Annotated in this window: 24 protein-coding genes and 3 CRISPR repeat arrays; of the genes, 15 read left to right on the forward strand and 9 right to left on the reverse strand. The window is 72.0% G+C overall.

Features of this window, described 5'->3' with window-relative positions; translation table 11 throughout:
* Positions 1–22 precede the first annotated feature (22 nt).
* The 6 genes from ABT092_RS03260 to ABT092_RS03285 all read left to right on the forward strand — a co-directional run bounded on the left by ABT092_RS03260 (position 23) and on the right by ABT092_RS03285 (position 7,209).
* Positions 23–484, forward strand: coding sequence for a GPW/gp25 family protein (locus ABT092_RS03260; RefSeq protein ID WP_351239186.1), 462 nt, complete (start codon positions 23–25; stop codon positions 482–484).
* Positions 484–2,445: a putative baseplate assembly protein gene (locus tag ABT092_RS03265; protein ID WP_351239188.1), complete on the forward strand. Its 1,962-nt coding sequence runs from the start codon at positions 484–486 to the stop codon at positions 2,443–2,445. Before ABT092_RS03260 ends, ABT092_RS03265 begins: the two co-directional genes overlap by 1 nt.
* Positions 2,442–3,020 (forward strand): phage tail protein, encoded by a 579-nt coding sequence (locus ABT092_RS03270; RefSeq protein ID WP_351239190.1) that lies wholly within the window; start codon positions 2,442–2,444, stop codon positions 3,018–3,020. Before ABT092_RS03265 ends, ABT092_RS03270 begins: the two co-directional genes overlap by 4 nt.
* Entirely contained in the window at positions 3,017–4,546 is a 1,530-nt protein-coding gene (locus tag ABT092_RS30990; protein ID WP_502968375.1) for a zinc ribbon domain-containing protein, read from the forward strand. The genes ABT092_RS03270 and ABT092_RS30990 overlap by 4 nt, the downstream gene beginning before the upstream one ends.
* Positions 4,547–4,876: 330 nt before the next feature.
* Positions 4,877–5,151: a CRISPR direct-repeat array (repeat unit 29 nt; unit sequence GGGACCACCCCCGCGTGCGCGGGGACCAC).
* Positions 5,152–5,506: 355 nt separating this feature from the next.
* Positions 5,507–6,658 (forward strand): DNA polymerase III subunit beta family protein, encoded by a 1,152-nt coding sequence (locus ABT092_RS03280; RefSeq protein ID WP_351239194.1) that lies wholly within the window; start codon positions 5,507–5,509, stop codon positions 6,656–6,658.
* Between the two features lie 20 nt (positions 6,659–6,678).
* The gene (locus tag ABT092_RS03285) at positions 6,679–7,209 is read left to right on the forward strand and encodes a hypothetical protein (protein ID WP_351239287.1); all 531 of its coding nucleotides are present in this window, start codon (positions 6,679–6,681) and stop codon (positions 7,207–7,209) included.
* Between the two features lie 62 nt (positions 7,210–7,271).
* Positions 7,272–7,728: a CRISPR direct-repeat array (repeat unit 29 nt; unit sequence GGGACCACCCCCGCGTGCGCGGGGACCAC).
* Positions 7,729–8,022: 294 nt separating this feature from the next.
* Here ABT092_RS03285 and ABT092_RS03290 read toward each other — a convergent pair.
* Both ABT092_RS03290 and ABT092_RS03295 read right to left on the reverse strand, forming a co-directional pair.
* Positions 8,023–8,226 (reverse strand): hypothetical protein, encoded by a 204-nt coding sequence (locus ABT092_RS03290; RefSeq protein ID WP_351239196.1) that lies wholly within the window; start codon positions 8,224–8,226, stop codon positions 8,023–8,025.
* Complete coding sequence (locus ABT092_RS03295) at positions 8,223–8,552, reverse strand: hypothetical protein (protein WP_351239198.1); 330 nt, start codon at positions 8,550–8,552, stop codon at positions 8,223–8,225. Before ABT092_RS03295 ends, ABT092_RS03290 begins: the two co-directional genes overlap by 4 nt.
* A gap of 180 nt (positions 8,553–8,732) precedes the next feature.
* On the opposite strand from ABT092_RS03295, the gene ABT092_RS03300 reads away from it, so the two are divergent.
* Complete coding sequence (locus ABT092_RS03300; protein WP_351239200.1) at positions 8,733–9,002, forward strand: GntR family transcriptional regulator; 270 nt, start codon at positions 8,733–8,735, stop codon at positions 9,000–9,002.
* A 428-nt stretch (positions 9,003–9,430) separates the two neighbouring features.
* Here the strand turns inward: ABT092_RS03300 and ABT092_RS03305 are convergent, their stop codons facing one another.
* The 4 genes from ABT092_RS03305 to ABT092_RS03320 are packed head-to-tail and all read right to left on the reverse strand — an operon-like array spanning position 9,431 to position 11,130.
* On the reverse strand, positions 9,431–10,171 hold the full coding sequence (locus ABT092_RS03305; protein WP_351239202.1) for a hypothetical protein: 741 nt from the start codon (positions 10,169–10,171) through the stop codon (positions 9,431–9,433).
* Positions 10,146–10,664, reverse strand: coding sequence for a hypothetical protein (locus tag ABT092_RS03310; protein WP_351239204.1), 519 nt, complete (start codon positions 10,662–10,664; stop codon positions 10,146–10,148). The genes ABT092_RS03305 and ABT092_RS03310 overlap by 26 nt, the downstream gene beginning before the upstream one ends.
* Before the next feature lie 26 nt (positions 10,665–10,690).
* Positions 10,691–10,972 (reverse strand): DUF7848 domain-containing protein, encoded by a 282-nt coding sequence (locus tag ABT092_RS03315; RefSeq protein WP_351239206.1) that lies wholly within the window; start codon positions 10,970–10,972, stop codon positions 10,691–10,693.
* Complete coding sequence (locus ABT092_RS03320; protein ID WP_351239208.1) at positions 10,963–11,130, reverse strand: hypothetical protein; 168 nt, start codon at positions 11,128–11,130, stop codon at positions 10,963–10,965. Before ABT092_RS03320 ends, ABT092_RS03315 begins: the two co-directional genes overlap by 10 nt.
* Before the next feature lie 196 nt (positions 11,131–11,326).
* On the opposite strand from ABT092_RS03320, the gene ABT092_RS03325 reads away from it, so the two are divergent.
* The 5 genes from ABT092_RS03325 to ABT092_RS03345 all read left to right on the forward strand — a co-directional run bounded on the left by ABT092_RS03325 (position 11,327) and on the right by ABT092_RS03345 (position 14,986).
* Entirely contained in the window at positions 11,327–12,163 is an 837-nt protein-coding gene (locus ABT092_RS03325; protein WP_351239210.1) for a helix-turn-helix domain-containing protein, read from the forward strand.
* Positions 12,163–12,381 (forward strand): DUF397 domain-containing protein, encoded by a 219-nt coding sequence (locus ABT092_RS03330; RefSeq protein ID WP_351239212.1) that lies wholly within the window; start codon positions 12,163–12,165, stop codon positions 12,379–12,381. The genes ABT092_RS03325 and ABT092_RS03330 overlap by 1 nt, the downstream gene beginning before the upstream one ends.
* Positions 12,382–13,658: 1,277 nt before the next feature.
* Positions 13,659–14,042, forward strand: coding sequence for an RICIN domain-containing protein (locus tag ABT092_RS03335; protein WP_351239214.1), 384 nt, complete (start codon positions 13,659–13,661; stop codon positions 14,040–14,042).
* Positions 14,024–14,182 (forward strand): hypothetical protein, encoded by a 159-nt coding sequence (locus ABT092_RS03340; protein ID WP_351239216.1) that lies wholly within the window; start codon positions 14,024–14,026, stop codon positions 14,180–14,182. Before ABT092_RS03335 ends, ABT092_RS03340 begins: the two co-directional genes overlap by 19 nt.
* 276 nt (positions 14,183–14,458) lie before the next feature.
* Positions 14,459–14,986, forward strand: a complete 528-nt coding sequence (locus tag ABT092_RS03345; protein ID WP_351239218.1) for an RICIN domain-containing protein — start codon at positions 14,459–14,461, stop codon at positions 14,984–14,986.
* 113 nt (positions 14,987–15,099) lie between these two features.
* On the opposite strand, the gene ABT092_RS03350 is transcribed toward ABT092_RS03345, so the two are convergent.
* The 3 genes from ABT092_RS03350 to ABT092_RS03360 all read right to left on the reverse strand — a co-directional run bounded on the left by ABT092_RS03350 (position 15,100) and on the right by ABT092_RS03360 (position 18,582).
* Positions 15,100–16,647: an AMP-binding protein gene (locus tag ABT092_RS03350; protein WP_351239220.1), complete on the reverse strand. Its 1,548-nt coding sequence runs from the start codon at positions 16,645–16,647 to the stop codon at positions 15,100–15,102.
* Positions 16,648–16,944: 297 nt separating this feature from the next.
* Positions 16,945–17,253, reverse strand: coding sequence for a 4a-hydroxytetrahydrobiopterin dehydratase (locus ABT092_RS03355; RefSeq protein WP_351239222.1), 309 nt, complete (start codon positions 17,251–17,253; stop codon positions 16,945–16,947).
* 24 nt (positions 17,254–17,277) lie between these two features.
* Complete coding sequence (locus ABT092_RS03360) at positions 17,278–18,582, reverse strand: NsdA family TPR-like regulatory protein (RefSeq protein ID WP_502968376.1); 1,305 nt, start codon at positions 18,580–18,582, stop codon at positions 17,278–17,280.
* 263 nt (positions 18,583–18,845) lie between these two features.
* Here ABT092_RS03360 and tgmA point away from each other — a divergent pair, with 263 nt between their 5' ends.
* From tgmA to ABT092_RS03375, 3 genes are read left to right on the forward strand one after another with little or no spacing between them, the layout of a single operon-like run.
* Complete coding sequence (tgmA, locus tag ABT092_RS03365) at positions 18,846–19,136, forward strand: putative ATP-grasp-modified RiPP (RefSeq protein WP_351239226.1); 291 nt, start codon at positions 18,846–18,848, stop codon at positions 19,134–19,136.
* Positions 19,136–20,140: an MvdC/MvdD family ATP grasp protein gene (locus tag ABT092_RS03370; RefSeq protein WP_351239228.1), complete on the forward strand. Its 1,005-nt coding sequence runs from the start codon at positions 19,136–19,138 to the stop codon at positions 20,138–20,140. The genes tgmA and ABT092_RS03370 overlap by 1 nt, the downstream gene beginning before the upstream one ends.
* A complete protein-coding gene (locus tag ABT092_RS03375) occupies positions 20,137–21,228 on the forward strand; it encodes a methyltransferase domain-containing protein (RefSeq protein ID WP_351239230.1) in 1,092 nt (363 codons plus the stop codon). Before ABT092_RS03370 ends, ABT092_RS03375 begins: the two co-directional genes overlap by 4 nt.
* Positions 21,229–21,357: 129 nt before the next feature.
* Positions 21,358–21,874: direct repeats of the CRISPR family, unit length 29 nt; unit sequence GGGACCACCCCCGCGTGCGCGGGGACCAC.
* Positions 21,875–22,326: the final 452 nt, after the last annotated feature.

A 22,326-nucleotide genomic window follows, 5' to 3' on the forward strand; every position in this document is an offset into this window, starting at 1 on the left:
GAGGAAGGAAGGCGGCCCCCTGATGGCCGAACAGTTCGTCGGCTCCGGCTGGTCGTTCCCGCTGCGCATCGGGCCCACCGGCGGCATCGCCCTGGTCAGCGGGGACCAGGAGATCGAGGAGGCGATGCGGCTCGTGCTGGCCACCGCGCCCGGCGAGCGCCCGATGCGCCCCGAGTTCGGCTGCGCCATCCACGACCTGGTCTTCGCCCCGGTCAACGAGCAGACCGCGGGCCGCATCCAACACGAGGTGTACACCAGCCTGGACCGCTGGGAGCCGCGCATCGAGGTGCACGAGGTCGACGTCTCCGCCGGTCCCGACCAGAGCGTCCTCCACATCGACGTGCGCTACGCCATCCGCGGCACCAACAACCCGCGCAGCCTCGTCTTCCCCTTCTACGTCATCCCCTCCCACGACGAGCCGGACCTGCCCGACGGTCCGGCCGGCCCCGCGGGCCCGGCGGGCCCTCCCGAAAGCGATCGCTGATGTCCCTGCCCTCCCCCAACCTCGACGACCGCCGCTTCCAGCAGTTCGTCGACGACGCCAAGCGCTACATCCAGCAGCGCGCCCCGGAGTGGACCGACCACAACGTCTCCGACCCGGGCATCACCCTCGTCGAGACGCTGGCCCACATGGCCGACCAGATCGTGTACCGCCTCAACCGGGTCCCGGAGAAGAACCACCTCGCCTTCCTCGACCTGGTCGGCATCACCCTCTTCCCGCCGTCCGCGGCCCGCACCGAGGTCACCTTCTGGCTCTCCGCGCCGCAGGAGGACTCCGTCCTGGTCCCGTCCGGCACCGAGGTCGCCACGCTGCGCACCGAGCGGGACGAGGCGGTCGTCTTCGCCACCGTCGACGACCTCACCGTGGTGCCGTGCGCCCTGGGCCGTCTGGTGGTGCAGCACCACGGGCAGGCCGTCCACGACCGGACCACGGACCTCGCCGAACGGAAGGACGTGATGTGCTTCGCCGAGGCCCCGGCACCCGGTGACTGCATGCTCGTCGGCCTGACCGCCGCCGTCCCGCACTGCGCGCTCGCCCTCGAACTCGACAGCCGCGTCGACGGCGTCGGCGTCGACCCCCGCCAACCGCCGCTGGTCTGGGAGGCGTGGACCGAGGACGGCTGGCAGCCCTGCGAGGTGGACCGGGACGGCACCGGCGGCCTCAACCGCCCCGGCGACGTCGTCCTGCACGTCCCCGGCGGCCACGTGCTCTCCCGCAACGGCGGCCACGAGGCGGGCTGGCTCCGCTGCCGCGTCACCGCGCCCCTGCCCGGCCAGCCCTTCTACACCACCTCGCCGACGATCCGGTCCGCCGAGGCGTACACCATCGGCGGCACCACCGGCACGGTGCACGCCGAGACCGTGCACGACGAGGCCCTCGGCGAGTCCACCGGTCTCCCGGGCCAGCGGATCCGGCTGGAACACGCCCCCGTCGTCGCCGGCGACCCGCCGGTCCTGCTCCAGACCGCCGCCGCCGACGACGGCTGGCAGGACTGGCAGGTCGTCCCGCACTTCGCCGGGACCCGCCCGGGCGACCCGCACGTCACCCTCGACGCCGCCACCGGCGAGATCGCCTTCGGCCCCGCCGTCCGCGAGGCCGAAGGCACCCTGCGCCAGTACGGCGCCGTCCCGCGCAAGGGCGCCGTCATCCGCGCCCGCCGCTACCGCACCGGCGGCGGCAGGTCCGGCAACGTCGCCCGCGGCGCCCTCCAGGTGCTGCGCACCTCCATCCCGTACGTCTCCGAGGTCGTCAACCGCGAGGCCGCCCGCGGCGGCGTCGACGGCGAGACCGTCGAGGAGGCCAAGCTGCGGGCGCCGATCACCCTGCGCGCCCAGGACCGCGCCGTCACCCTGCGCGACTACGAGGAACTCGCCCGCCGCGCCGCCCCGGAGACCGCCCGCATCACCTGCCTGAAGGGCGAGGAGAACGAGTACGGCGCCCACGCCGTCCGCGTCCTGGTCGTCCCCCAGGCCGTCGCCGACCCCGGCGGACGCCTCCGCTTCGAGCAACTCGTCCCCGGCGACGCCCTCCTGGGCCGCATCACCCGCCACCTCGACGAGCGCCGTCTGATCGGCACCCGGCTCGCCGTCGGCCCGCCCTACTACCAGGGCGTCACCGTCGTCGCCACCGTCCACGCCTTCCGCGAGGTGGACGCCGACCGGGTCCGCCGCCGGGCGCACGACGCGCTCTACCGCCACCTCGACCCGCTCACCGGCGGCGCCGACCGCACCGGCTGGCCGTTCGGGCGCCCGGTGCAGACCGGCGAGCTGTTCGCCGTGCTCCAGCGCGTGCCGGGCGTGGAACTCGTCGACAAGGTCATGCTGTACCCCGCCGACCCGCTCACCGGCAAGCGCGGCGACCCCACCGACCGCATCGACCTGGACGCGCCCGCCCTGGTCTTCTCCTACGACCACCGGGTCCGCGTGATCGGGGGCGCCGCGTGACCACGGCTCCGACCTCCCGCCGGGGCTCCGTCGACGGGCTGGGCTCCTCCCTGCCGATCGGCTCGCTGCTCCCGGCCGTCTACGCCGACGACGACCTCGCGTTGCGCTTCGTCGGCGGCCTCGACGACGTCCTCGCCCCCGTCCTCAACGTCCTGGACTGCCTCGACAGCTACTTCGACCCGGCCCTCACCCCGGCCGACTTCGCCCGCTGGCTGGGCACCTGGGTCGGCGCGGAGACCGACGGCACCGAGCCCGAGGCCCGGCTGCGCGCCGCGGTCGCCGCCGCCGCCCGGCTGCACCGGGTCCGCGGCACCCGGCAGGGGCTCGCGGAGGCCGTCCGGCTGGCGTTCGGCGTGCAGCCGGAGATCACCGAGAGCGGCGGCGCCGACTGGAACGCCCGCCCGCTCGGCCCCTTCCCGGGCCGGCCCCGCCCGTTCCTGCACGTCGCCGTACGGCTGCCCGACCCGAAACCCTCCGACGCCCACCGGCTGGACGCCCTGGTCGCCGCGGCCCGCCCCGCCCACATGCCCTACACGGTCGAAGTGACCGCCTCGGAAAGGAACCCGGAGAAATGACCACGCAGAACTGCCCCGAGTGCGGGACCCCCGCGGAACCGGGCCAGTCCTTCTGTGACGCGTGCGGCGCCGTGCTCAGCTGGGACCAGACCCGCGCCCACCGCATCGTGCCCCCCGCCTTCAACACCGAGGGCGCCCCGCCGACCCGCACCCCGGGCAGCCCCAACGGGGCGGACGCCAACCCTGCTGCCCCCGCCGCCGCTCCCTTCGTCCCCACTACCTCCGCCGCTACCTCCGTCCCGGACGGCACCGCTCCCGCCGCCACCGTTCCCGCCGCCGTTCCCGCCGCCCCGGACGGCACCCTCGGAGCCGAGACCGACCGCCCCCAGCCCCGCCACCCGTCGTCCCCCGTGCCCGAACCGGCTGCTGCGGCTGGTGCGGTGGGCGCGGCTGGTGCGGCTGCTGCGGCGGGCGCGGTGGGCACGGCGGGTGCGGCTGCTGCCACACCCGCGCCCCCGGCCTCCACCGCGGGACCGTCAACCCCGGCCGGACCGAACCCCGGAGCCCCGCACCCCCAGATCGCAACAGCACCTCCAACCACTCCAACCGCTCCAGCACCTCCAGTCACCCCAGCCGCAACGCCGCCCGCCTCTCCTTCCCCCAACCCCCACGCACTCACGGACACCATGTCGGACCGGGCCCGTTCCCTCCTGGTCCCCGTCTCCGACCCCGCCGCGCCCACGGCGCCCCCCGCCGGCGCCCCGGTCCTGCCGGGCCGCCCCGACGCCGCCCGCCCGCAGGTCCGCGCCCCCGGCCACCAGTCCGAGGCCACCAACGGCCCTGCCTGCCCCTGGTGTTCCACCCCCAACCGCCCCGACCGCCACTACTGCGCCCGCTGCGCCATGCCCCTGGCGGCGAGCGACAAGGACCAGCCCACGGTGCGCCCGCCGTGGTGGCGCCGGCTCTTCGGCCCACGGCGTCAGGAGACCCCGTGGGCGGGCGACCGCCCGCGTCTGCGCCGGGTCTTCGACCGCATCGGCACCTGGATCACCGTCGCCGTGGTGGCCACGCTGATCGTGCTCGGCTTCGTGTACGTCCCCGACGGCTTCCAGTACGCCCGCGACCACTTCGCCAAACGGGTCGCGCTCACGCCCGACGGCATCACGGCCTCCCGCTTCTTCCCCGGCCACCGGCCCGATCTGCTCATCGACAAGGTCAGCGACACCTGGTGGGAGCCGGGCATCACCCAGTCCGGCAAGGGCGAGTGGATCGAGGCCACCTTCGCGGAGCCGACCCGGCTGCTGGACGTGATGATCACCTCGGGTCAGTCCGGACGGGCCAACACGATCAACAAATCGGCCGTACCGCACCGCATCAAGGCGACGATCACGATGGAGGACGGCTCGACCAAGACCCGCCACCTCACCCTGGACAAGATCGCGAGCCCCCAGGCCCGCCCATTCCGCGTCGGCGTGGTCACCAAGGTCCGCTTCACCATCGAATCCGCCTACGGGGCCGCCTCCGACAAGCAGCTGGCCATCGCCGAACTCGAATTCTTCGGCCCCTCCAAGGCCAACAGGTCCTGACCCCGACCCTTCTGCGAACACCCCGTTGGCCGGGCGCTGGCTGTGGCGTGCGCGACGCGCGGGGCCGGGCCGTTGGGGGAGGTGCGAAGCCCCAACCCGGCGGCCCGGAAGGCCCGCTGGTCCGGGAGCCCCGTCGGCGCCGTGGCGTACCTGTGCCGGTACCGACACCTTCACCGGGACCCGGCACCGGCCCGGGTTCGGGGTCCCGGGCCGCCGCCTACGCGCACGCCGGGACCCCCAAAGCTGGTCCCGGTACCCGAGGACGGCCCCGGGGCCATGCCAGGTGCGCGGGGACCACCGTTTTGGTCGGTCTCAGTCACCTTGTACTGAGGGACCACCCCCGCGTGCGCGGGGACCACCAACGGTCGAGACCCGGTGCGCAGCAGCACCCAGGGACCACCCCCGCGTGCGCGGGGACCACCGCGACGCCCTCCAGTTCCTCGACCTCGCCGGGGGACCACCCCCGCGTGCGCGGGGACCACGCCATCAAGTCCGTGACCCTGAACATGGACGAGGGACCACCCCCGCGTGCGCGGGGACCACCCCGTCCTCGACATCCACCACGGCCAGCGGACCGGGACCACCCCCGCGTGCGCGGGGACCACCCCTTCCCGACCTGCGACGTTAGTCGACCAACACCCGGTTTTCATTGAGAACTTGAAAGTCCGGCAAAGAGTTCAAAAGGTTCATTTACCCCCCCGTGGTCCTGGCCTCAGTAGAAGTATCCCCCTCGTGGCGCAGCTTGCCGTCGCCCTACCCTTCGGCGGCGACCCGCAGTAGCAGCGCACCCGGGCAGGCGTCGTGCATCGTCCCGACCCCGGCTGGCGGGGCGGTGCCGGGACGCATGGCATGGTGAACGTGATGGGCGGCGGGTGGGGCGGCTGCGCGGTCGGCATGCTGTGAGCCTCCTGCGGACCTCCGTCTTGACCTTCAGGTTGGTCGAAGCCCGACGATGACGAGGTGTCGAACTCCGAGCTGATGCCCATCGGGCCCTTCGCCCGCCGTACCGGCGTGACCCCCAGCGCCCTGCGGTTCTACGCCGACTGCGGGCTCCTGCCCCCTGCCGAGGTCGACCCGGTCTCCGGCTACCGCTACTACCACCCCGACCAGGTGGCCCGGACCGTCGAACTCCGCCGGCTCCGCGAGATCGCCATGCCGCTCGCCGACGCCGAGGCGGTCCTCGGCGCCGGACCCGATGAGGCCGTCCGACTGATCGACGCGCACGTCGCGAGGGTCCTCGGGGACGCGGAAGCCGTCCGGCGCACCGCCGCCCGGATCAAGGCGGCCCGGACCGACGAGGCACCGGGTCCACCGCTCGCCGCCCTGGCCGGCCCGGTCCTGGCCGCCGCGGTCGAACAGGTCCTCACCGCCACCGCACGCGAACCCGGCCTGCCGGTACTCGGCGGCCTGCACGTCGAGGCCACCCCGGAGGCGTTCACGCTCACCGCGACCGACCGATACCGCCTCGCCACCCGCACCCTGGTCCCCGCCCGGCCCGCCCCCACCCCTTGGTCCGGCACGATCGACGGAGACGAACTCCGTTCATCGGTACCGGAGTTGCGCCGCAGTGCGACGGTACTGGTCGAAGTGACCGCGCACGGGCTCCGGCTGCGCCCCACCGACCGGGAGGACGGGCACGAACACCTCTGTCGGCTGCTGCCCGAGGAGTTCCCCGACTACCGGCGGATGCTCGCCGAACTGCCCGAGCCCACCACCCGCGCCACCGTCCCCAAGAACCTGTTCCTCGGCGCCCTGGAGGCCAACCCCGGACGCAGGATCTCCCTGCACTTCGCCCCCGGGCGCGGCGTGCACGTCCACGCGGACGAGGACGACCCCGCCGCTGTCCCTTCCCTCGATCCGTCCCCGACCTCGCCGCTCGCCTCTCCTCCCGGCTCGGCCCCGGTCCGGCCCTCCGGCCCACTTCCCGCCGTCGTAACCGGCCGGGACCTGCGGATCACCTTCGAGTTGACCACCCTGCACCCGGCCGTCAGCACCGCGGTCGGCCCGGACCTGATGCTTGACCTGCGCGGACCCGACCGGCCCGTCACCCTCCGCTCGGCCGACCGCGGCGACCTCACCACCCTGGCCATGCCCGTCCGGCCCACCACATGAACGACGAGGACCCCACCCAGATGACCACCACCCCTGCTGCTTCCACCGACCCCGAGTCCTCCGTGCCCGCCGTTACCTCCGATCCGACGATGGACGCCATCGGGCAGGCCGTCGCCGAGGGGCGAACCGGGGAGGCCGCCGTCGCCCGCCGAGCCCTGTTGGACCTCTGGACCGCCATCGGCCCCACCGGTGACCCCCTGCACCGCTGCACCCTCGCCCACCACCTAGCCGACCTCTACGAGGACCCAGCCCAGGCCCTGACCTGGGACGTCCGAGCCCTGGACGCTGCCGACGCCCTCACCGCCCAACGCCTCGACCAGCACCACGCCGGCCTCCACCTCGCCGCCTTCTACCCGTCCCTCCACCTCAACCTCGCCGACAACTACCGCCGCCTCGGCTCCTTCACCGCCGCCACCGAACACATCGACGCCGCCCGCCACCACACCCCACACCTCCCCCAGGACGACTACGGCACGCTGCTGCGGACCGCCATCGACCAGGTGGCGACGGCCATCGCCCGCCGGGACCGGGAGCCGCGAGTGCGGGGGTGAGGGCTGCTACCCCGCGTGCGCGGGGAACACCGGGAGCGCATCGAGCAGCTCGCCCGCGGGGCGGGACCACCCCCGCGTGCGCGGGGACCACGGAATCGAGTTGATGGGGCTACGGCGGAGGCCGGGACCACCCCCGCGTGCGCGGGGACCACTCATCGAGGCCGAACCGTTCGAGGAGTTCACCGGGACCACCCCCGCGTGCGCGGGGACCACGGAGTCCCACTGACGGTCATCATCCCGACCAGAAGGACCACCCCCGCGTGCGCGGGGACCACTTGCTCCGGGGCGACACCGCGGCCCGGGCGACGGGACCACCCCCGCGTGCGCGGGGACCACTGGTGAGCGTGCCCGTCTTGACGTAGGTGTGCGGGACCACCCCCGCGTGCGCGGGGACCACATCTCCCAGTTGTCCCAGATCCACTCCGCGAAGGGACCACCCCCGCGTGCGCGGGGACCACCGTCCTTGGGAGCGAAGGCCACTACCCACGCGGGGACCACCCCCGCGTGCGCGGGGACCACCCTTCCCGACCTGCGACGTTAGCCGACCAACACCCGGTTTTCATGCAGAACTTGAAAGCCCGGCAAAAGCCCCAAAATTGCCAACCGCATACCAATCCCCCAACGCCAACCGTGCAGGTACCCGTACCGTTCCCGACCAGCCCCCCACCCCGAGGCGGAGGAACGGGACCGGGCAACGGCAACAAGTATCCCTCCCCCCACCGAGAGCCAGGCAGCCCTGCGCCCAGCGCCCTGCACCCCGCGCGTCCTTCGCGGGGTACAGCAACTCGGCAGCCAACTGCGCAACCAAACCGCCTACTTAGCGGCACCGTGGTCGGCGGTGCAGGGCCCCGGGACGGTGACGTGTTGGGGGCAGACGTGGTGGGTGATGAACTCGGGGCCGGAGGTGCTGCCGCTGCCGTAGCCGACCACGACGGGGGCGGTGGTCCAGCGGCCGCAGCGGCAGCAGTGGGTGCCCGATTCGGTGGGCGGGGCGGTGGTGAGGGCCTCGCGGGTCATGCGGCGGCGCCCGTCCGGACCTGGTGGACTCCGGGGGCGGTGTACGGGTAGTCGTAGCCCCGCTCGGCCCAGGCGGTGGCGTAGTAGCGCTCGCGGCGTTCGGGGCTCAGGTGCCGGGCCTCCTCCGCGTGGAAGATCGCGCGGGCCTCCGCGGAACTCGGGCCGGGCCAGGGGCGCTGCCAAGCACTGCTGGACGGAGCGGGCTCGGGGGCGGTGGCGGGCGGGGCGGTGAAGTGCTCCGCGGTGTGGCGGCCGGGCCGGGTCCGGCGGGTCAACGGCAGGTGGGCGAGCACCCAAACGAGTGCATGGGCGATACGATCGGACATACGTCGATCAGCTCCTAGTCAAGCTGGTTCGGTGAGCCCCGATGGACCGTTGCCGCGGTCTGTCGGGGCGTTTCTCTGTGATGCAGGTGAGTTGAACTACCGCTCTAACCGGCGTGTGGGGCCAACAGTTACGCCTCCTCCAAGTCGCTTGCTCGTCAACTGGTTGTCTACGCTTCGTCCATGTCTGAGCCCCAGATCAGTCCGCACACCCCGCGCGCTCCGTACATGCGAGTCAGAGACGCGCTCGCGGCGGACATCGCCGCCGGCGTCTACGGGCCCGGCGCTGCGATTCCCTCGGAGGCCGAGCTGGCCGTGATGTACGGGGTGGCCAAGATGACCGCCCGCCGAGCCGTGCGGGAACTCCGCGAACGCGGGCTCGTCTACACCGAGTGGGGCAAGGGCTCCTTCGTGGTGGGCGGGCCGGCCCCGGGTTCCCGGGGCGGCGCGTAGTCACCGCGCGCCCCGACCCCGTGAGGGGCCCGGGCGCGGCGGGGCCGACCCGCCCGTGCACCAGGCCGGCCGGCCCCTCATCCGTCGCGGAACGCTCCTCGCGACTCCGCGGCGGGACCCGCACCCCGTCCCGTCCGCCGCCGCTCCTTCTCCGAAGGGTGGACGGCGATCGGGCCGGGGGTGTGCGGCAGGGCGGAGGGCTGGGTACCCGCCGTGCCCGAGCCCTTCGGGACCGACGACCGCACACCACCTCGCGTGCGGCATCCGTCCGTCCCGGGCACACCGCCCCGTCGGAGTGTTTGACGTCTTCCAACTCCACTGCGTTGGCTGCCCGTTCAACTCGGCTGAAGAGCATCGGTACACGGCGGACGGAACACCCGTCTGCGTGCGACCCGGTGACGTCCCGACGGTGGGCGTCGGCCCGGCGTTCAGGGCGGGGGTACGGGGCGGAGCGGGACGCCGAAGCGGGGGAGTGCGTTGATGGCTTCCGCCGCCGTGGTGACGGCGTGGCCGGGGGTGTAGCCGGTGGACATGCGGCGGATGGCCTCGATCTGCCAGCCTTCCGGGAGCGCGTCGAAGAGTTCGGCCACGTCGATGCCGTCCCCCGTGGCCCGGTGGCCCGTGGCGGCACGCGGTTTGTCGCCGCCTTCCAGGGTGCGTTGTTGGACGTGGTGGAGGGCGTCCCAGGCGGTGGGCGGATGGTTCTCGGGGTCGCGTTCGGTGAGGTGGGCGTGGTTCAGGGTGCGGAACACCTCGGGACGCCAGGCGGGGTGGAAGGAGCGGTACCACAGGAGGGCCTGCACGGCCTCGGTGTGTTCGTCGGCACGGCCTTCCGCCTCCGGCCAGCGGTGGCCGTTCCTGGACTCGCACTGGGCGGCGAAGTGGGCGCACTCACGGCGGAGTTCGGTGACGAAGGGCTTCCAGTTGCTGATGGCAGGGTCCCAACCGAGGCTGATGCGGTGGCCGGTGTGCAGGGCCCAGTACACGGCGGCGCGGTCGGCCGCCTCCATCCGGTGCCACACCTCCCTCTCCCGCAACTCCTCCCACACCAGCGGGGCGACGCGACCGGCGACGAGCCGCACGTCCTCCCAGTGACCTACACCCGGCCACTCGCCCAACACGTCAAGTGCGCTGCGTAGTTCGTCAAGCCGAGCGGATCGGTACGTCATGCGTCCTGCCAAGGGGTGAGGGTTGCCGAGAGGGGACGACGGGGGTGGGTACGTCGACGGACCAGGCGGTGAGCGCGTACCGGCCGGTGTGGTCGACCTCGACGAGGTGGAAGGGCTCGCCGGCGGCGAGCCGGTGGTGTGCGGCGGACCAGGGGCCGTCGTCGCGTGCCCAGACCCGTAGGGCGGTGGGCACGTCCCCGAAACGTCGTCCGGCCGGGTCCCGCCGGAGGGCCGCGGGGGAGGCGGAGGGGAAGGCGGACGGGTCGGGGTCGAGTCCGTCCGCGATCCGCAACGCCTGCCGTCGCAGCCACCGCAGCACCCGGCGCGGGGACGGGCTGGCGAACGTGCCGAGGACGAACCGTGCGGGGAGGCCGGTGCCGGCGACTTGTCCTTCGGCGAACACCCGGGCCAAGTACAGACGTTCGACCTCGGGCGGCTCGGGAAGGTGCAGGGGTACCGGGCCGGCCGCCGGCGTGGGGGCGTAGGTGCGCACGCGGCGGGCGTGGGCCCGCGCCCGCCTCACGTCGTCACCCCGGGGAGGCCGCGCGGGTCGACGCCCTGGGGCGGGTCCCACTGCACGGTGTCGAACACCACCCGGTCGTAACGCCGGTGGCCCGTCGCACGGAAGTGCTCCTCGGCCCAGGTGAGGACGCCGTCCGGGGACAGGTGCTCGGGCCTCCGCGGCGGCACCGCCCCGCACTGCGGAACCCCCGAGACGCACTGGACGTGCGCTTGCACCTCGCGGAACGTCAGGGCCTTCAGGGTCCACTCGACGTGGCGGAAGCGTCGGTTCACCCCCATGACGCCCGGCGCAGGCTCTGCGCGTTCACCGCGGCCAGGGTCGGCCTCAACTGATCCGTGGCAGTGGCGAGTCGGACGTGATCGCGCTGCACGGTCCACTCGACCCCGCCGCCCTGGGGGCGGAGGTAGATCAGCCCCGCCTCCGTACTCGTGTCCATGACCACGCCGAGTACACCCTTGACGGTGTCGTATGCGAGGTCTCCGACGCGGAGTTGGTGATGTTCCGCTACGTTCTCTCCCCACATGGGGTCACTCCTCTCCGTAGCGACACTGCTACTGGGAGGCTCAGATTGGCCCACGGTCCTGACTCAATCAACGTGGCTGACGAGAAAGATCAACCAGGGGTGGTGAAGGATGAACCGCAAGGACCTGAACCCGGAGGCATCGCCTCAAGCAGCGTTCGGAGCGCGTCTACGCAGCTCACGCGAGGCGCGTGGGTGGACGCAGGCGGAGCTGTCCACACACATGGGCATTTCCGGGGGGCATATTTCAGGGGTTGAAACTACCCGGAAAACACCTTCGTTGCGCTTCGCGAAAGCAGCTGACAAGGCGTTCGGCCTGACCGGAACGGACGTCACCTTCGAGCGCCAGTGGCGCGAGATGCAGCACGGAAGTCTGCTGGAGGGGTACCCCGAGTACGCGACCTACGAGGGGCGCGCGGCAGAGGTGCGGATCTTCGAGACGGGCGCCATCCCCGGTCCGCTCCAGACACGCGACTACGCGCGCGCATTCGCCAACAGTGCAGTTCAGAGGGGCGTCATCACGCCCGAACAAGCTTCTGAGCGGGTTGATTTCCTGATAGAGCGGCAGGCGGCGCTCTTCCGGGCGACACCACCATTGATCTCCGTGGTGTTGGACGAAAGCTGCATCCGTAGGCCCATCGGCGGCCCGGGTGTGATGGATGCGCAGCTGGTGCGGCTGCTTGAGTTCGCAGAGATGCCCAACTCTGGCCTTCAGATCGCGCCGTACTCCATGGGGGAGCACCGTCCGTTTAGCCGACTGGTGCACCTTCTGACGATGGCTGACCGGTCCGTCATGTCGTACGTGGAGTCGGAGACTCAGGGGCAACTAGACAGGGAACTAACCTCCGTACTGCCCCTGATGAGGGACTACCATCAGCTCCAGATTGGTGCCGCATCTCAGGCGGAGTCCGTCGCCGTGATCGCACAGCTACGAAAGGAAATTTCGTGATGGCCAAGACTGACTCTTCCCCGCTGCGGTGGATCAAGTCGTCCTACAGCACCGCCAACGGTGGGTCCTGCGTCGAGTGGGCTCCCGACGCGGTCGTTACGGGGACAGTCCCTGTCCGGGACTCGAAGGACCTGACTGGTCCCGTGCTGAGCTTCCCGACTACGGCGTTCTCGTCCTTCGTCTCCGGCGTGAAGGGTGGCGACTTCGGCACCGTCTGAGTGTCGGCGTGACTCGCGAGGAACCTAACCGTGAGCGAGCCCCCTCCGCCCCGGGCCAGGCGCGGTGGGGGCTACTTTATGCCCCGCGTGCGCGGGGCACACCGACATCGGCGGTGACGCCCGGGCCGCACCACGGGACCACCCCCGCGTACGAGGGGAACACCCGGCGTCGGCCAGCATCTCGCCGAACTCGTCGGGACCACCTCCGGGTGCGCGGGGAACACCGGGCCTCGGCGATCTCGATGTCCGCCAGGGCGGGACCACTCCCGCGTGTGCGGGGAACATCCGGAGGCGGCTGCCTTCTTCTTCGCCCGGGCCGGACCACCCCCGCGTGCGCGGGGACCACAGGCCCGCGGGTTATCTGGCCAGAAATGACACCGGACCACCGCCGCGTGCGCGAGGAACACCAACGGGCGTGGCGGCGGCAGGAGGACAACACGGGACCACCCCCGCGGGCGCGGGGAACACGGGAGGGGGCGGAGACGGTGTTCGTCGCGCGGAGGACCACCCCCGCGTGCGCGGGGAACACTGCCCGAAGGGGATCAGCGGCTTCAGGTCCCTGGGACCACCCCCGCGTGCGCGGGGAACACCCCGAGCGTCCAGCCGACGCCGGCCGCGCCGCCGGGACCACCCCCGCGTGCGCGGGGAACACTCCGCCGTCTCCGTGGTGGCCATCGGCTGCATGGGACCACCCCCGCGTGCGCGGGGAACACCCGCCGGCCGCCCGCGCATGTCGCTGCGGGAAGGGACCACCCCCGCGTGCGCGGGGAACACCCTTCCCGACCTGCGACGTTAGTCGGCCAACACCCGGTTTTTCATGAGAACTTGAAAGTCCGGCAAAAGGTTCAACCATCCCATCTCATCCTCAAGTCCCTGAACGTGGAAGCGTGGAGGCTGTCCGCGTTGTTCGTCAGTCGGTTCCCTCCAACCGGCCATGGAACATCGTCCCGATGTCGAGTATGCCGTTCACGTGGCGCTCCTCGTTCCTCGTCCGCGTCCTCCCACCGCACCCGCACCCGCAGCCGGCCGGTCCCCGCTGGGCTGCGACCGGCCGGGCCGCTGGCTAGCCTGGTCGAGCGGGTACGCAGCACCACCTCGCCCCCGCCCACCGTGCCCACCGGGCCTTGGCGGCCCGGCAGCAGCAACCGGGACCGTGGTCGGACCGGCCGCCTCGGGCGGCCATCGGCGCGGTGCCACGCTCGCTCCGCTTCCGACGCCGTTCGGGGAGGAGCCCGCACGCTTCTCCCGGACATCCCCCACGACATGGGAGGTCGACCATGTCTCCTGCCCAGCGCATCGCGACCGCGGCCGTCATGGCCGCGCTGTTGGGCGGTGCCTCCGGGCTGGCCGTGGCGGCCAGCCCGGAGGCACCGCCGCCGTCCCAGCGGAACGAGACCTGGTACCAGTTCCGGATCTATCCGGAGTCCGCCGCACCGGCCAGGCAGCTGGACGTCAACGGCAGTGGCACGGTTGTCGTGGGTGTTCCGGATGCCAAGGGCGAACGCCAGCAGTGGAGCCTGAGCGGCACCGGCGGGAAGCTCTTCGTCAAGAACCGGGCGACGGGCACCTGCCTCACCGCGCCCAGCGGCGCCCAGGGCTCCGTCACCGTCCGGGCCTGCGACAAGAACGACGTGCACCAGAAGTGGGACTGCACTACGTGAAGCCCGGCCAGGCCCAGATCGCCCCCTCGAACAACCTCGATCTCGCCCTCACCGGGGGCGAGCAGCTCGGCAGCGGAGTCGTCCTCCAGCCCTACGTGGACGTGCTCGACCAGCACTGGTTCGTCCGGACCGTGGGGTGACGGTCGCGCGGCGGCCGGCCCCGGCGGGCCGCGTGCACGGCTGTGACCAGCAGGTTCCCGCTGAGCTGCGGGTGGCCGGACATATGGCTAGCCTGGTCGGGTGAGCACGATTCATCTGCGTGCCCATCGGGTCTTCGAGGCGCAGCAGCCAGGGCGGTGAACGATCCGCCCTCTCGGGCGGCCCCAGGCGTGTTCCACGGACCGCGGGGCGTCCGACGCCGTTCGCGGACGGGCTCGCACGCCTCTCGAACATCCCCAAGACATGAGAGGTCAACCATGTCTCCTGCCCAGCGCATCGCGACCGCGGCCGTCATCGCCGCCCTGATGGGCGGTGCCCCCGGCCTGGCCGTGGCGGCCGCTCCGCAGACGTCACCGCCGTCCCAGCAGAACGAGACCTGGGTCCGCTACGAGGTCACCCCGCCGAACTCCAACACGCGCACCATGGACGTCGACAGCGGCGGCCGGCTCGTCATGGTCGACCGCGCGCCGAACAGCGACCGTCAGCTCTGGGGCCTCAGCGGCGCCGAAGGCCAGCAGCTCCTGAAGAACAAGGCGACGGGCACGTGCCTCACCGCACCGGGCGGCGGCTCCCAGGGCTCCGTCACGCTCCAGACCTGCGACCCCACCAACGTGAACCAGCAGTGGAGGGCGGAGTACTGGGGTGAGGGCCGGTTCACCCTGGTGCTCGCCCCCCACCACGCCCTGTACCTCACCGGGAGCGGGGAGTTCGGCGGCGGCGTCTCCGTCGAGATCTACCACGGGACCTTCGCCCAGTACTGGAGCGCGGTGCCCCCCGGCTACTGATCCGCTCGGCGACCTCAGCCACGACCAACGCCCCGTCACCGCGGCCCCGCCCGGTCCTCGCTCGGGCGGGGCCCGTGTGTGGTGGGCGCCCGCGGGCGCCGCCGTCCGGCTCCTCAGCCGGGGAAGCGGTCGGCCAGGTGCCGCCGGTCGGGCTTGCCCACCGCCGTGAGCGGGAGTGCGTCCACCAGGTGCAGGGCGTCGGGGGCGTAGAGGCGGCCCTTGCGGGTGGTGACGTAGTCACGGATCTCGGGCAGGGAGGGACGCTGGCCGGGGACGGGCACGACGGCGGCGTGGACGCGTTCGACGGCGTCCTCGTCCCGGGTGCCGAAGACCGTGCACTGGGCGACGGTGGGGTGGCCCAACAGCAGGTCCTCCAGTTCGGACGGGTACACATGGCCCCCGACCACCACGATCATCTCCTTGATCCGGTCCACGATGTAGAGGTAGCCGTCCTCGTCGAGGCAGCCCACGTCACCGGTGTGCACCCAGCCGTCCCGCAGCACCTGGGCGGTGAGTTCGGGCTGCTTCCAGTAGCCGGGCATCGCCGCGGGCGAGCGCACCACGATCTCGCCGGGTTCCCCGGGCGGCAGGTCGGTGCCGTCGGCGCCGCGGATGACGACCTCCACGCCGGGTGCCGCCCGTCCCACCGTGAGCCGCCCGCCCGGGCCGGTGCGCAGGAGTTCCGCGGGCGACACCGTGGTGATCAGCTGGGCCTCGGACTGCCCGTAGATCCCGTAGAGCACGGGCCCCAGGACCTCGGCCGCCCGCCGCATCCTGGTCGGCGAGGCGGCAGTGCCGCCGTAGGTGATCCGGGTCAGGCTGGACAGGTCGGTGGTGGCCAGGTCCGGGTGGTCCAGCAGCTGGTAGATCAGCGGCGGCAACAGCCAGGTGTGTGTGACGCGTTCCCGCTCGACGGCGGCCAGCACCTCCCCCGGCTCGAACGCGTGCCGCAGCACCACCGAACCGTTCTGGTAGAGCGCCTGGTCGACCAGGAACCCGGCGATGTGGGAGAGCGAGGTGCAGACCAGCAGCCGGGGCGGGACGCCGGCGTTCTCGAACCGGAAGTCCAGGCCGCGCCGGAGGGGGCCGTGGGTCGCGGGGATGCCCTTGGGGATTCCCGTGGTGCCGCCGGTGTGCCCGATGCGGCAGTGGTCGTCCGGGCCGACCCGGCCGCGCATCGGCCGCGCGGGGCGGTGCGCGGCCCTGGCGAGCACGTCCTCGGCGAAGTCGCCCGGACCCAGCGAGAGCATCCGGGGCACATCGGCAAGTTCCTGCAACTCCCGTGCAGTGCGCTGGCGTTGACCGTCCACCAGGAGGAGTGAACTGTCGACGCTCGCCATGATGTGCGCCATCGTCGCCGGGCTCATGCCCTCGTACAAGCTGACCACCCGGGCGCCGGTCAGGTTGGCCGCGTAGCGGGCGACGACCGCCTCGACGGTGTTGCCGGTGAGCAGCGTGACCGTGCAGCCCGGCCCGATCCCGTCCGCCTCGAGTTCCCCGGCGAGTCGCAGCACCCGGTGGTGTAAGTCCGCCGCCCGGACCACCACGCCCTCGCCCGTGGTGACGACCGGCCGGTCCGGCGCGGCGGCCAACACGTCGAGGACGGCTTCCACGTAGCTCTCGAAGGTCCCGGCGTCCTCGGTGGCGGTGGCCTGACTCATCGCTGGTGCTCTCCCCGGTCGGGTGCGGTGGACTGGACGTCATCGACGCTAGTCCCGCCCGCCGCCGCGTTCCATGACCGAATCCGCCATGTGCCGATGCCTTGTCGCACATGAACAGCGCTCGCCCCCGGGCTCACGCCCTTGCCCCTTCGCCCGGGACGGGCCGGCCCCGGCCTTGCCCTGCCAGGGCCGGCCCGGTCGTTCGCCGTGCTCGTCGCGTCGGTGGTGCGTGCGTGCGGGTGGGGGCACGGGCGCGGGTGTCGGGGCCCGCGGTGTCGGGCCCGCCGTGCGTCAGCCCTACGCGGGGCGGGCGCCGTGTTCGCTCGCGAGGGTGGTGAGGCGGGTTGCCATGGCGGTGTCGAGTGCGGTGATGACGCCTCCGGCGTCGTGGGTGTTGAGGGCGAAGCCGATCGTCCCGTAGAGGATCCGGACCTCGGCATGGTGGTTGGCCGCGTCCTCGGCCGCCGCCGCGGCCGCGTAGAGGGAGGGGATGGCGGAGCGGTCGGCCTCGAAGGTGGCGGTCAGCTTTCCGTCCTCCACGGTCCAGCCGGGGAGGTGGGCGAGGGCCTGGGCAAGCTCGGCGCTGGTCAGCGGGGTGGAGGGCACGGCGATCTCCTTCGTTCAACGGTTTCAAGTTGCGAGTGGCTTGAGGGCCTTGACAAGACGGTCCCCGATGGGGTCGTTCTGCCAACGGCTCATGCTCTCGCGGAGGGCTTCCAGCTCTTTGCGATGGCGGGCGGAGCGGGTCTGGGAGGCGATCTCGGCGGACTCGGCGGCCAGCGTCACGGCGTGTTCGGGTTCGCCGGTGGCGGCATGCGCGACGGCCTGGCGGGCGAGGTAGACGCCGGTGTCGCGGCGGGCGGCCGGGGGCATGTGGGCGTTGATCCGGCCCCAGATCCGCTGGGCCTCCTCGTACAGGCCCATGCGGCCGTAACAGGTGGCGCGCTGGACCTCGAAGAAGTACGCGTTGTGGTGGACTCCGCCCCAGGGCACGGCGGGGTCCGCCGCTTCGACCACTGCTGACGCCTCGTCCAAGAGCCGGTCCACGGCGGTCCGCTCGCCGAGGAGCGAGTGGCCGTGTGCTTGTTGGTGCATGAGGTTGACGCGGATGCGGTTCGAGAGCCGGCTTCGCTCGCCCAGTCCTCGGCGACACAGGTCGACGGCGGCCCGGCCGTCCCCCAGGTCAGATCGGAGGCGGGCCATGTTGGAGAGGACGTACGCGTTCAGATCGGTGTTCCCGAGCATCTGGGCATCCATCTGTGCGATGCCGTGCCAGTACGCGGTGGAGTCCCACAGACCCGCGTCCTGGTGGAGCCATCCCGCCAGCGCGGCGTAGGTGACACCGACCTGGATCAGCTCCTCCCGCACGCTGCCGTTGGCAGCCCGGGTGAGGTCGCTGATCAGCCGGTACTGCTCGGTGACGGTCCCGATGAGATCACGGGGGCCGAGCATCATGTCGGCGGTGTAGTGGCCGCCGAGCTGTTGGTAGAAGTAGCCGACCAGAGCCGGGTCGATGTCCCGGGGCCTGAGATCGGCAGGGCTCACCATGCCGAGCGAGGCCACCGATCCGGTGGCCAGAAGGCTGCGGCGTTCCATGGAAGATCCCTCCTCCGCGCGGCGCAGACGGGCCGGGTGCCCAGGTGGGGGAGTGAAGCCGAGGTGTTCGGGACTGAGGCCGAAGCTCGCCCGCAGGGCGGCGGCGGTGTCGGGCCGGGGCCAGCCCGGCCGGTCCGACTCCCAGCGGCGGTAGGTGCGCACGCCGACGGTGAAGTACGGATCTCCGAGCGCGCGCCGACCCGCCACGCTGATCTCCTCGGCCGCCTTCTCCTGGGACAACCACCCACGGTCGAGCCGCGCCGCCCGCAACCTGCCGTTGGTCCCCACCGTGTACCCCCTCGTGCTTGACCTCTCCAACGTAACGTTCAACTGAGACACCCATGAGCGGCGTTACGGAAGATCGGTCCGTCTGTTCGAAGTGGCCGGTGAATGGCCGCCCTGTGGCCGCCGGGCTTCCTGGCCGTCCGCCGGGTCCGGCGGTTCCCTGGAACAGCCGGCCGTCCGCGACCCCGTGAAAGGGGCGAAGCCGGAGTGTCGGCCGGCCTGCACGGATGCCGTTACGCCCTGCCCGGGGCGCGGGCATCCCCGGTCCACCCGGCCCGGGAAGGGCCGAGCAGCATCACCACGACGAAAGGGAACCCATGTCCCTGCTGTTGGAGCGCGTCCCGTCGCTCTCCCACGAGATCGCGACCGAGCCCGCCGGACCGGTCGAGACCCGCCCGTTCGGTTTGGACAGCCTGACTGACCCGGTACCGGTCCACGGTCACCGCCCGGTGCTTACCGTCGACCCGGTCACCCAGCTCTCCCTGGTCGACGGCCTCCCGGCCAACGCCCACCCGACCATGAGCAAGACCTCCTGCAACACCGAGTCGGACGGCAAGGACGCCATCGCCGTCGACACGGACCAGAACGACGACGAGTACGACGACTGATGACGTTCCGCGTCGGCCAGGGCACGCGCGGCGGACTCCCGCCGCGCGTGCTCGTCGTCACCCATGCCTTGGACCCCACCGCGGACTTCGTCCTGCGGGAACTGAACGAACGCGGGGTCCCGTTCTGGCGGACCGACCTCGCAGACTTCCCCACCCGTACGACGCTGCGCACGGAGCTGGGAGCGGACGGCCGCTGGACCGGCTCCCTGCACGACCACGCCCGGGGCATCGACTTGTCGGGCCTGCGGGCGGTGTGGTGGCGCAAGCCCACCGTCCACGAGCTGCCCGAGTCGATGAGCGGCCCGGAGCGGCGGTTCGCCGTCGGGCAGGCCAAGCGGGCCCTCACGGTACTCGGGTCGCTGCCCGGAGTGCTGTGGGTGAACCGGCCGCAGGCGAACGTCGACTGCACGAAGCCGGTGCATTTGGCCGCCGCCCTCGCGAGCGGGCTCCAGGTGCCGGAGACACTGATCACCAATGAACCGGCCGCCGTTCCGTCCTTCGCCCGGCGGTGCGGTGGGCGCATCGTCACGAAGGTGCTGGGCGGGATCGTGCACACCGAGGGCGGAACCCGGGGTCAGCTCTACACCCGCCGGGTCCCCGAGGAACAGTGGGCCGATCCCCGGATCGCGCTGACCGCCCACCTCTTCCAGCGGGAGATCACCGACCGGGCGTACGAGGTCCGCGTCGCCGTTGTCGCCGGGCGGTTGTTCGCCGCCGCGATCCAGGCCCCGGCGGGCCACACCGGGCCGGACTGGAGACAGGACTCCGACGCCTTCACCCACACCGCCGTCGACCTGCCCGCCTCGATGGAGGACGCGGTGCGCGAGATGATGCGCTGCCTCGGACTGGTCTTCGCCGCCCTCGACTTCATCGTGGACACCCGGGGCGCGCACCACCTGGTCGACGTCAACGCGGGCGGCCAGTGGGCCTGGATCGAACCCACCCGCGAACCGATCACCCACGCCATCGCCGACCTCCTTCAGAAAGGCACTGCCCACCCATGACCACGGACGACCTCCCGACCCGGGCCGCCGAAGCCCGCCGCGCCCTCGCCCGAACCCTGGTGGGCGCGGGCGACCTCACCGACCCCGAATGGCGCCGAGCCTTCGAGGAGGTCCCCCGGCACGTCTTCGTCCCGTACTTCTACGCGCCTTCCGGGGAGCGGATCTCCGGCGACGACCGGTGGTTCACCGCCGTCCACGAAGACCGCAGCCTGGTCACCCACCGCACGGCCGGCGCGGCGACCTCGTCCAGCTCGCAACCGTCCCTCATGGCCACCATGCTCGAAGCGCTCGCCGTGGCGGAGGGGACGAGGGTTCTGGAGATCGGAGCCGGCACCGGCTACAACGCGGCCCTCCTCGCCCACCGCCTCGGCGACGACCACGTCACCACCGTCGACCTCGCCGAGGACATCACCGGACCCGCCCGCGAACGACTGGCCACCGCCGGATACCAACCGACCGTGATCACCGGCGACGGCTCCCTCGGTGCCCCCGACCGCGCCCCCTACGACCGGATCATCGTCACCTGTGGCCTCAGCACGGTCCCCCCGGCCCTACTCCAGCAACTCACCAACGACGGCTTCCTCCTCGCCCCCTTGGGCAATGCCCTCGCCCGTGTCCACCCCACGGGCCCCGGCACCGCCACCGGCCGCTTCCTCCCCCACGGTGCCTTCTTCATGCCGCTCCGCCATACGGCGAGCGACGGTGTCCCGACGCGCCGTCCGCCGCTGCCGGCCGGCCCGGGTCGTCCCTCCACCCTCCCCGCGGCGACCATCGCCGACAACCACTTCCGCTTCCTCGCGGGCATCGCCGTCCCTGGCCTCACCTGGCAGTACGACCTGGGCGAGGACGGTGGGATCACCGGCGCCCGGGTCTGGCACTCTGACGGCTCCATCGCCCAACTTCAGCCCGACAACACAGTGGGCGAGGCAGGCCCCCGCCCGCTCTGGACCCTCCTCGAAGAGGCCCACCGGACCTACCAGGACGCGGGGCGCCCCGCCTCTGACCGCTACGGCGTCACCATCACTCGGGAAGGCCAACGGGTCTGGCTCGACGAGCTTGACGGGTTGAGTTGGATCTTGGGCGAATGAAACTGGGGCTGAGCGATCCCAGTAGGCGTGGTCTGGCGAGCGCCAGTCGTTGGGCGAGGGGTGGGCTGATGGACCACCCCGCGTGCACGGGGACCACACGTTCTACCGGGCGATGCGCGACACCGGAGCGGGACCACCCCCGCGTGCGCGGGGACCACGCACCCACGCTGCGCACGACGCCGGATGGCACGGGACCACCCCCGCGTGCGCGGGGACCACCGACGGGCAGCGTTCTCCGCTCGGAGCACGTCGGGACCACCCCCGCGTGCGCGGGGACCACGCAGGCGTACGCCAACGACCTGGACGACGAACGGGACCACCCCCGCGTGCGCGGGGACCACGTCGATCAGGATGATGTCGAACCGTCCACGCAGGGACCACCCCCGCGTGCGCGGGGACCACCCGACGATGAGGAGGGAGCGGGTGTCGTCGGGGGGACCACCCCCGCGTGCGCGGGGACCACAGCCCGTACGTCTCGGCGGACGCCTGTAGTGCGGGACCACCCCCGCGTGCGCGGGGACCACAAAGGGCGCGCGACGACGACGGTCTGCTTGTCGGGACCACCCCCGCGTGCGCGGGGACCACGACAGGCAGCGAGTTGTGGCGCACTGATATCAGGGACCACCCCCGCGTGCGCGGGGACCACCCTTCCCGACCTGCGACGTTAGCCGACCAATACCCGGTTTTCATTGAGAACTTGAAAGTCCGGCAAAGAGTCCAAAAGCCTCATGTCAATCCCAAGGTTGTGAACGCTCAGCGGAGTGCCTCCCTTGTGTGCCCCAACGGCCGAGGCACGAGCACCGGCAAGAACGAAGCTAGTCAACGAGTTCGGCGAAGGGGGACTCGCTCAAGACACGGTCTGACTGAGCCGGTGCCGGTACACGGCCCCCGCCCGGCGCCGACGGTGGACCTGGTCATCCAAGTCTCCCTGGTCAACGTCTTTGATTCGATGGCGTGGTTGGGGAGGAGTGCGCAGGTCGAGGTTGGATATTCGCCGATTCGGCGAAGGCGTCAAGCGGAAGGTGGTTGCCTTGGTGCTACCAGGATTTCTCTTGAAGTGGAGATCAATTCGTTCGAAGGGTTGGTGGAAATTGTGGT

Source organism: Streptomyces sp. NPDC002490, from assembly GCF_040296045.1.
GTDB lineage: Bacteria > Actinomycetota > Actinomycetes > Streptomycetales > Streptomycetaceae > Streptomyces.

Excerpts from the sequence above, each read along its gene's own strand:
- ABT092_RS03305 (WP_351239202.1), bottom strand. The coding sequence starts at position 10,171 with ATGACGTACCGATCCGCTCGGCTTGACGAACTACGCAGCGCACTTGAC.
- ABT092_RS03350 (WP_351239220.1), bottom strand. The coding sequence starts at position 16,647 with ATGAGTCAGGCCACCGCCACCGAGGACGCCGGGACCTTCGAGAGCTAC.
- ABT092_RS03325 (WP_351239210.1), top strand. The coding sequence starts at position 11,327 with ATGAACCGCAAGGACCTGAACCCGGAGGCATCGCCTCAAGCAGCGTTC.
- ABT092_RS03285 (WP_351239287.1), top strand. The coding sequence starts at position 6,679 with ATGACCACCACCCCTGCTGCTTCCACCGACCCCGAGTCCTCCGTGCCC.
- ABT092_RS03290 (WP_351239196.1), bottom strand. The coding sequence starts at position 8,226 with ATGACCCGCGAGGCCCTCACCACCGCCCCGCCCACCGAATCGGGCACC.
- tgmA (WP_351239226.1), top strand. The coding sequence starts at position 18,846 with ATGTCCCTGCTGTTGGAGCGCGTCCCGTCGCTCTCCCACGAGATCGCG.
- ABT092_RS03375 (WP_351239230.1), top strand. The coding sequence starts at position 20,137 with ATGACCACGGACGACCTCCCGACCCGGGCCGCCGAAGCCCGCCGCGCC.
- ABT092_RS03330 (WP_351239212.1), top strand. The coding sequence starts at position 12,163 with ATGGCCAAGACTGACTCTTCCCCGCTGCGGTGGATCAAGTCGTCCTAC.
- ABT092_RS03320 (WP_351239208.1), bottom strand. The coding sequence starts at position 11,130 with ATGGACACGAGTACGGAGGCGGGGCTGATCTACCTCCGCCCCCAGGGC.
- ABT092_RS03335 (WP_351239214.1), top strand. The coding sequence starts at position 13,659 with ATGTCTCCTGCCCAGCGCATCGCGACCGCGGCCGTCATGGCCGCGCTG.
- ABT092_RS30990 (WP_502968375.1), top strand. The coding sequence starts at position 3,017 with ATGACCACGCAGAACTGCCCCGAGTGCGGGACCCCCGCGGAACCGGGC.
- ABT092_RS03315 (WP_351239206.1), bottom strand. The coding sequence starts at position 10,972 with ATGGGGGTGAACCGACGCTTCCGCCACGTCGAGTGGACCCTGAAGGCC.
- ABT092_RS03265 (WP_351239188.1), top strand. The coding sequence starts at position 484 with ATGTCCCTGCCCTCCCCCAACCTCGACGACCGCCGCTTCCAGCAGTTC.
- ABT092_RS03295 (WP_351239198.1), bottom strand. The coding sequence starts at position 8,552 with ATGTCCGATCGTATCGCCCATGCACTCGTTTGGGTGCTCGCCCACCTG.
- ABT092_RS03260 (WP_351239186.1), top strand. The coding sequence starts at position 23 with ATGGCCGAACAGTTCGTCGGCTCCGGCTGGTCGTTCCCGCTGCGCATC.
- ABT092_RS03370 (WP_351239228.1), top strand. The coding sequence starts at position 19,136 with ATGACGTTCCGCGTCGGCCAGGGCACGCGCGGCGGACTCCCGCCGCGC.
- ABT092_RS03345 (WP_351239218.1), top strand. The coding sequence starts at position 14,459 with ATGTCTCCTGCCCAGCGCATCGCGACCGCGGCCGTCATCGCCGCCCTG.
- ABT092_RS03300 (WP_351239200.1), top strand. The coding sequence starts at position 8,733 with ATGTCTGAGCCCCAGATCAGTCCGCACACCCCGCGCGCTCCGTACATG.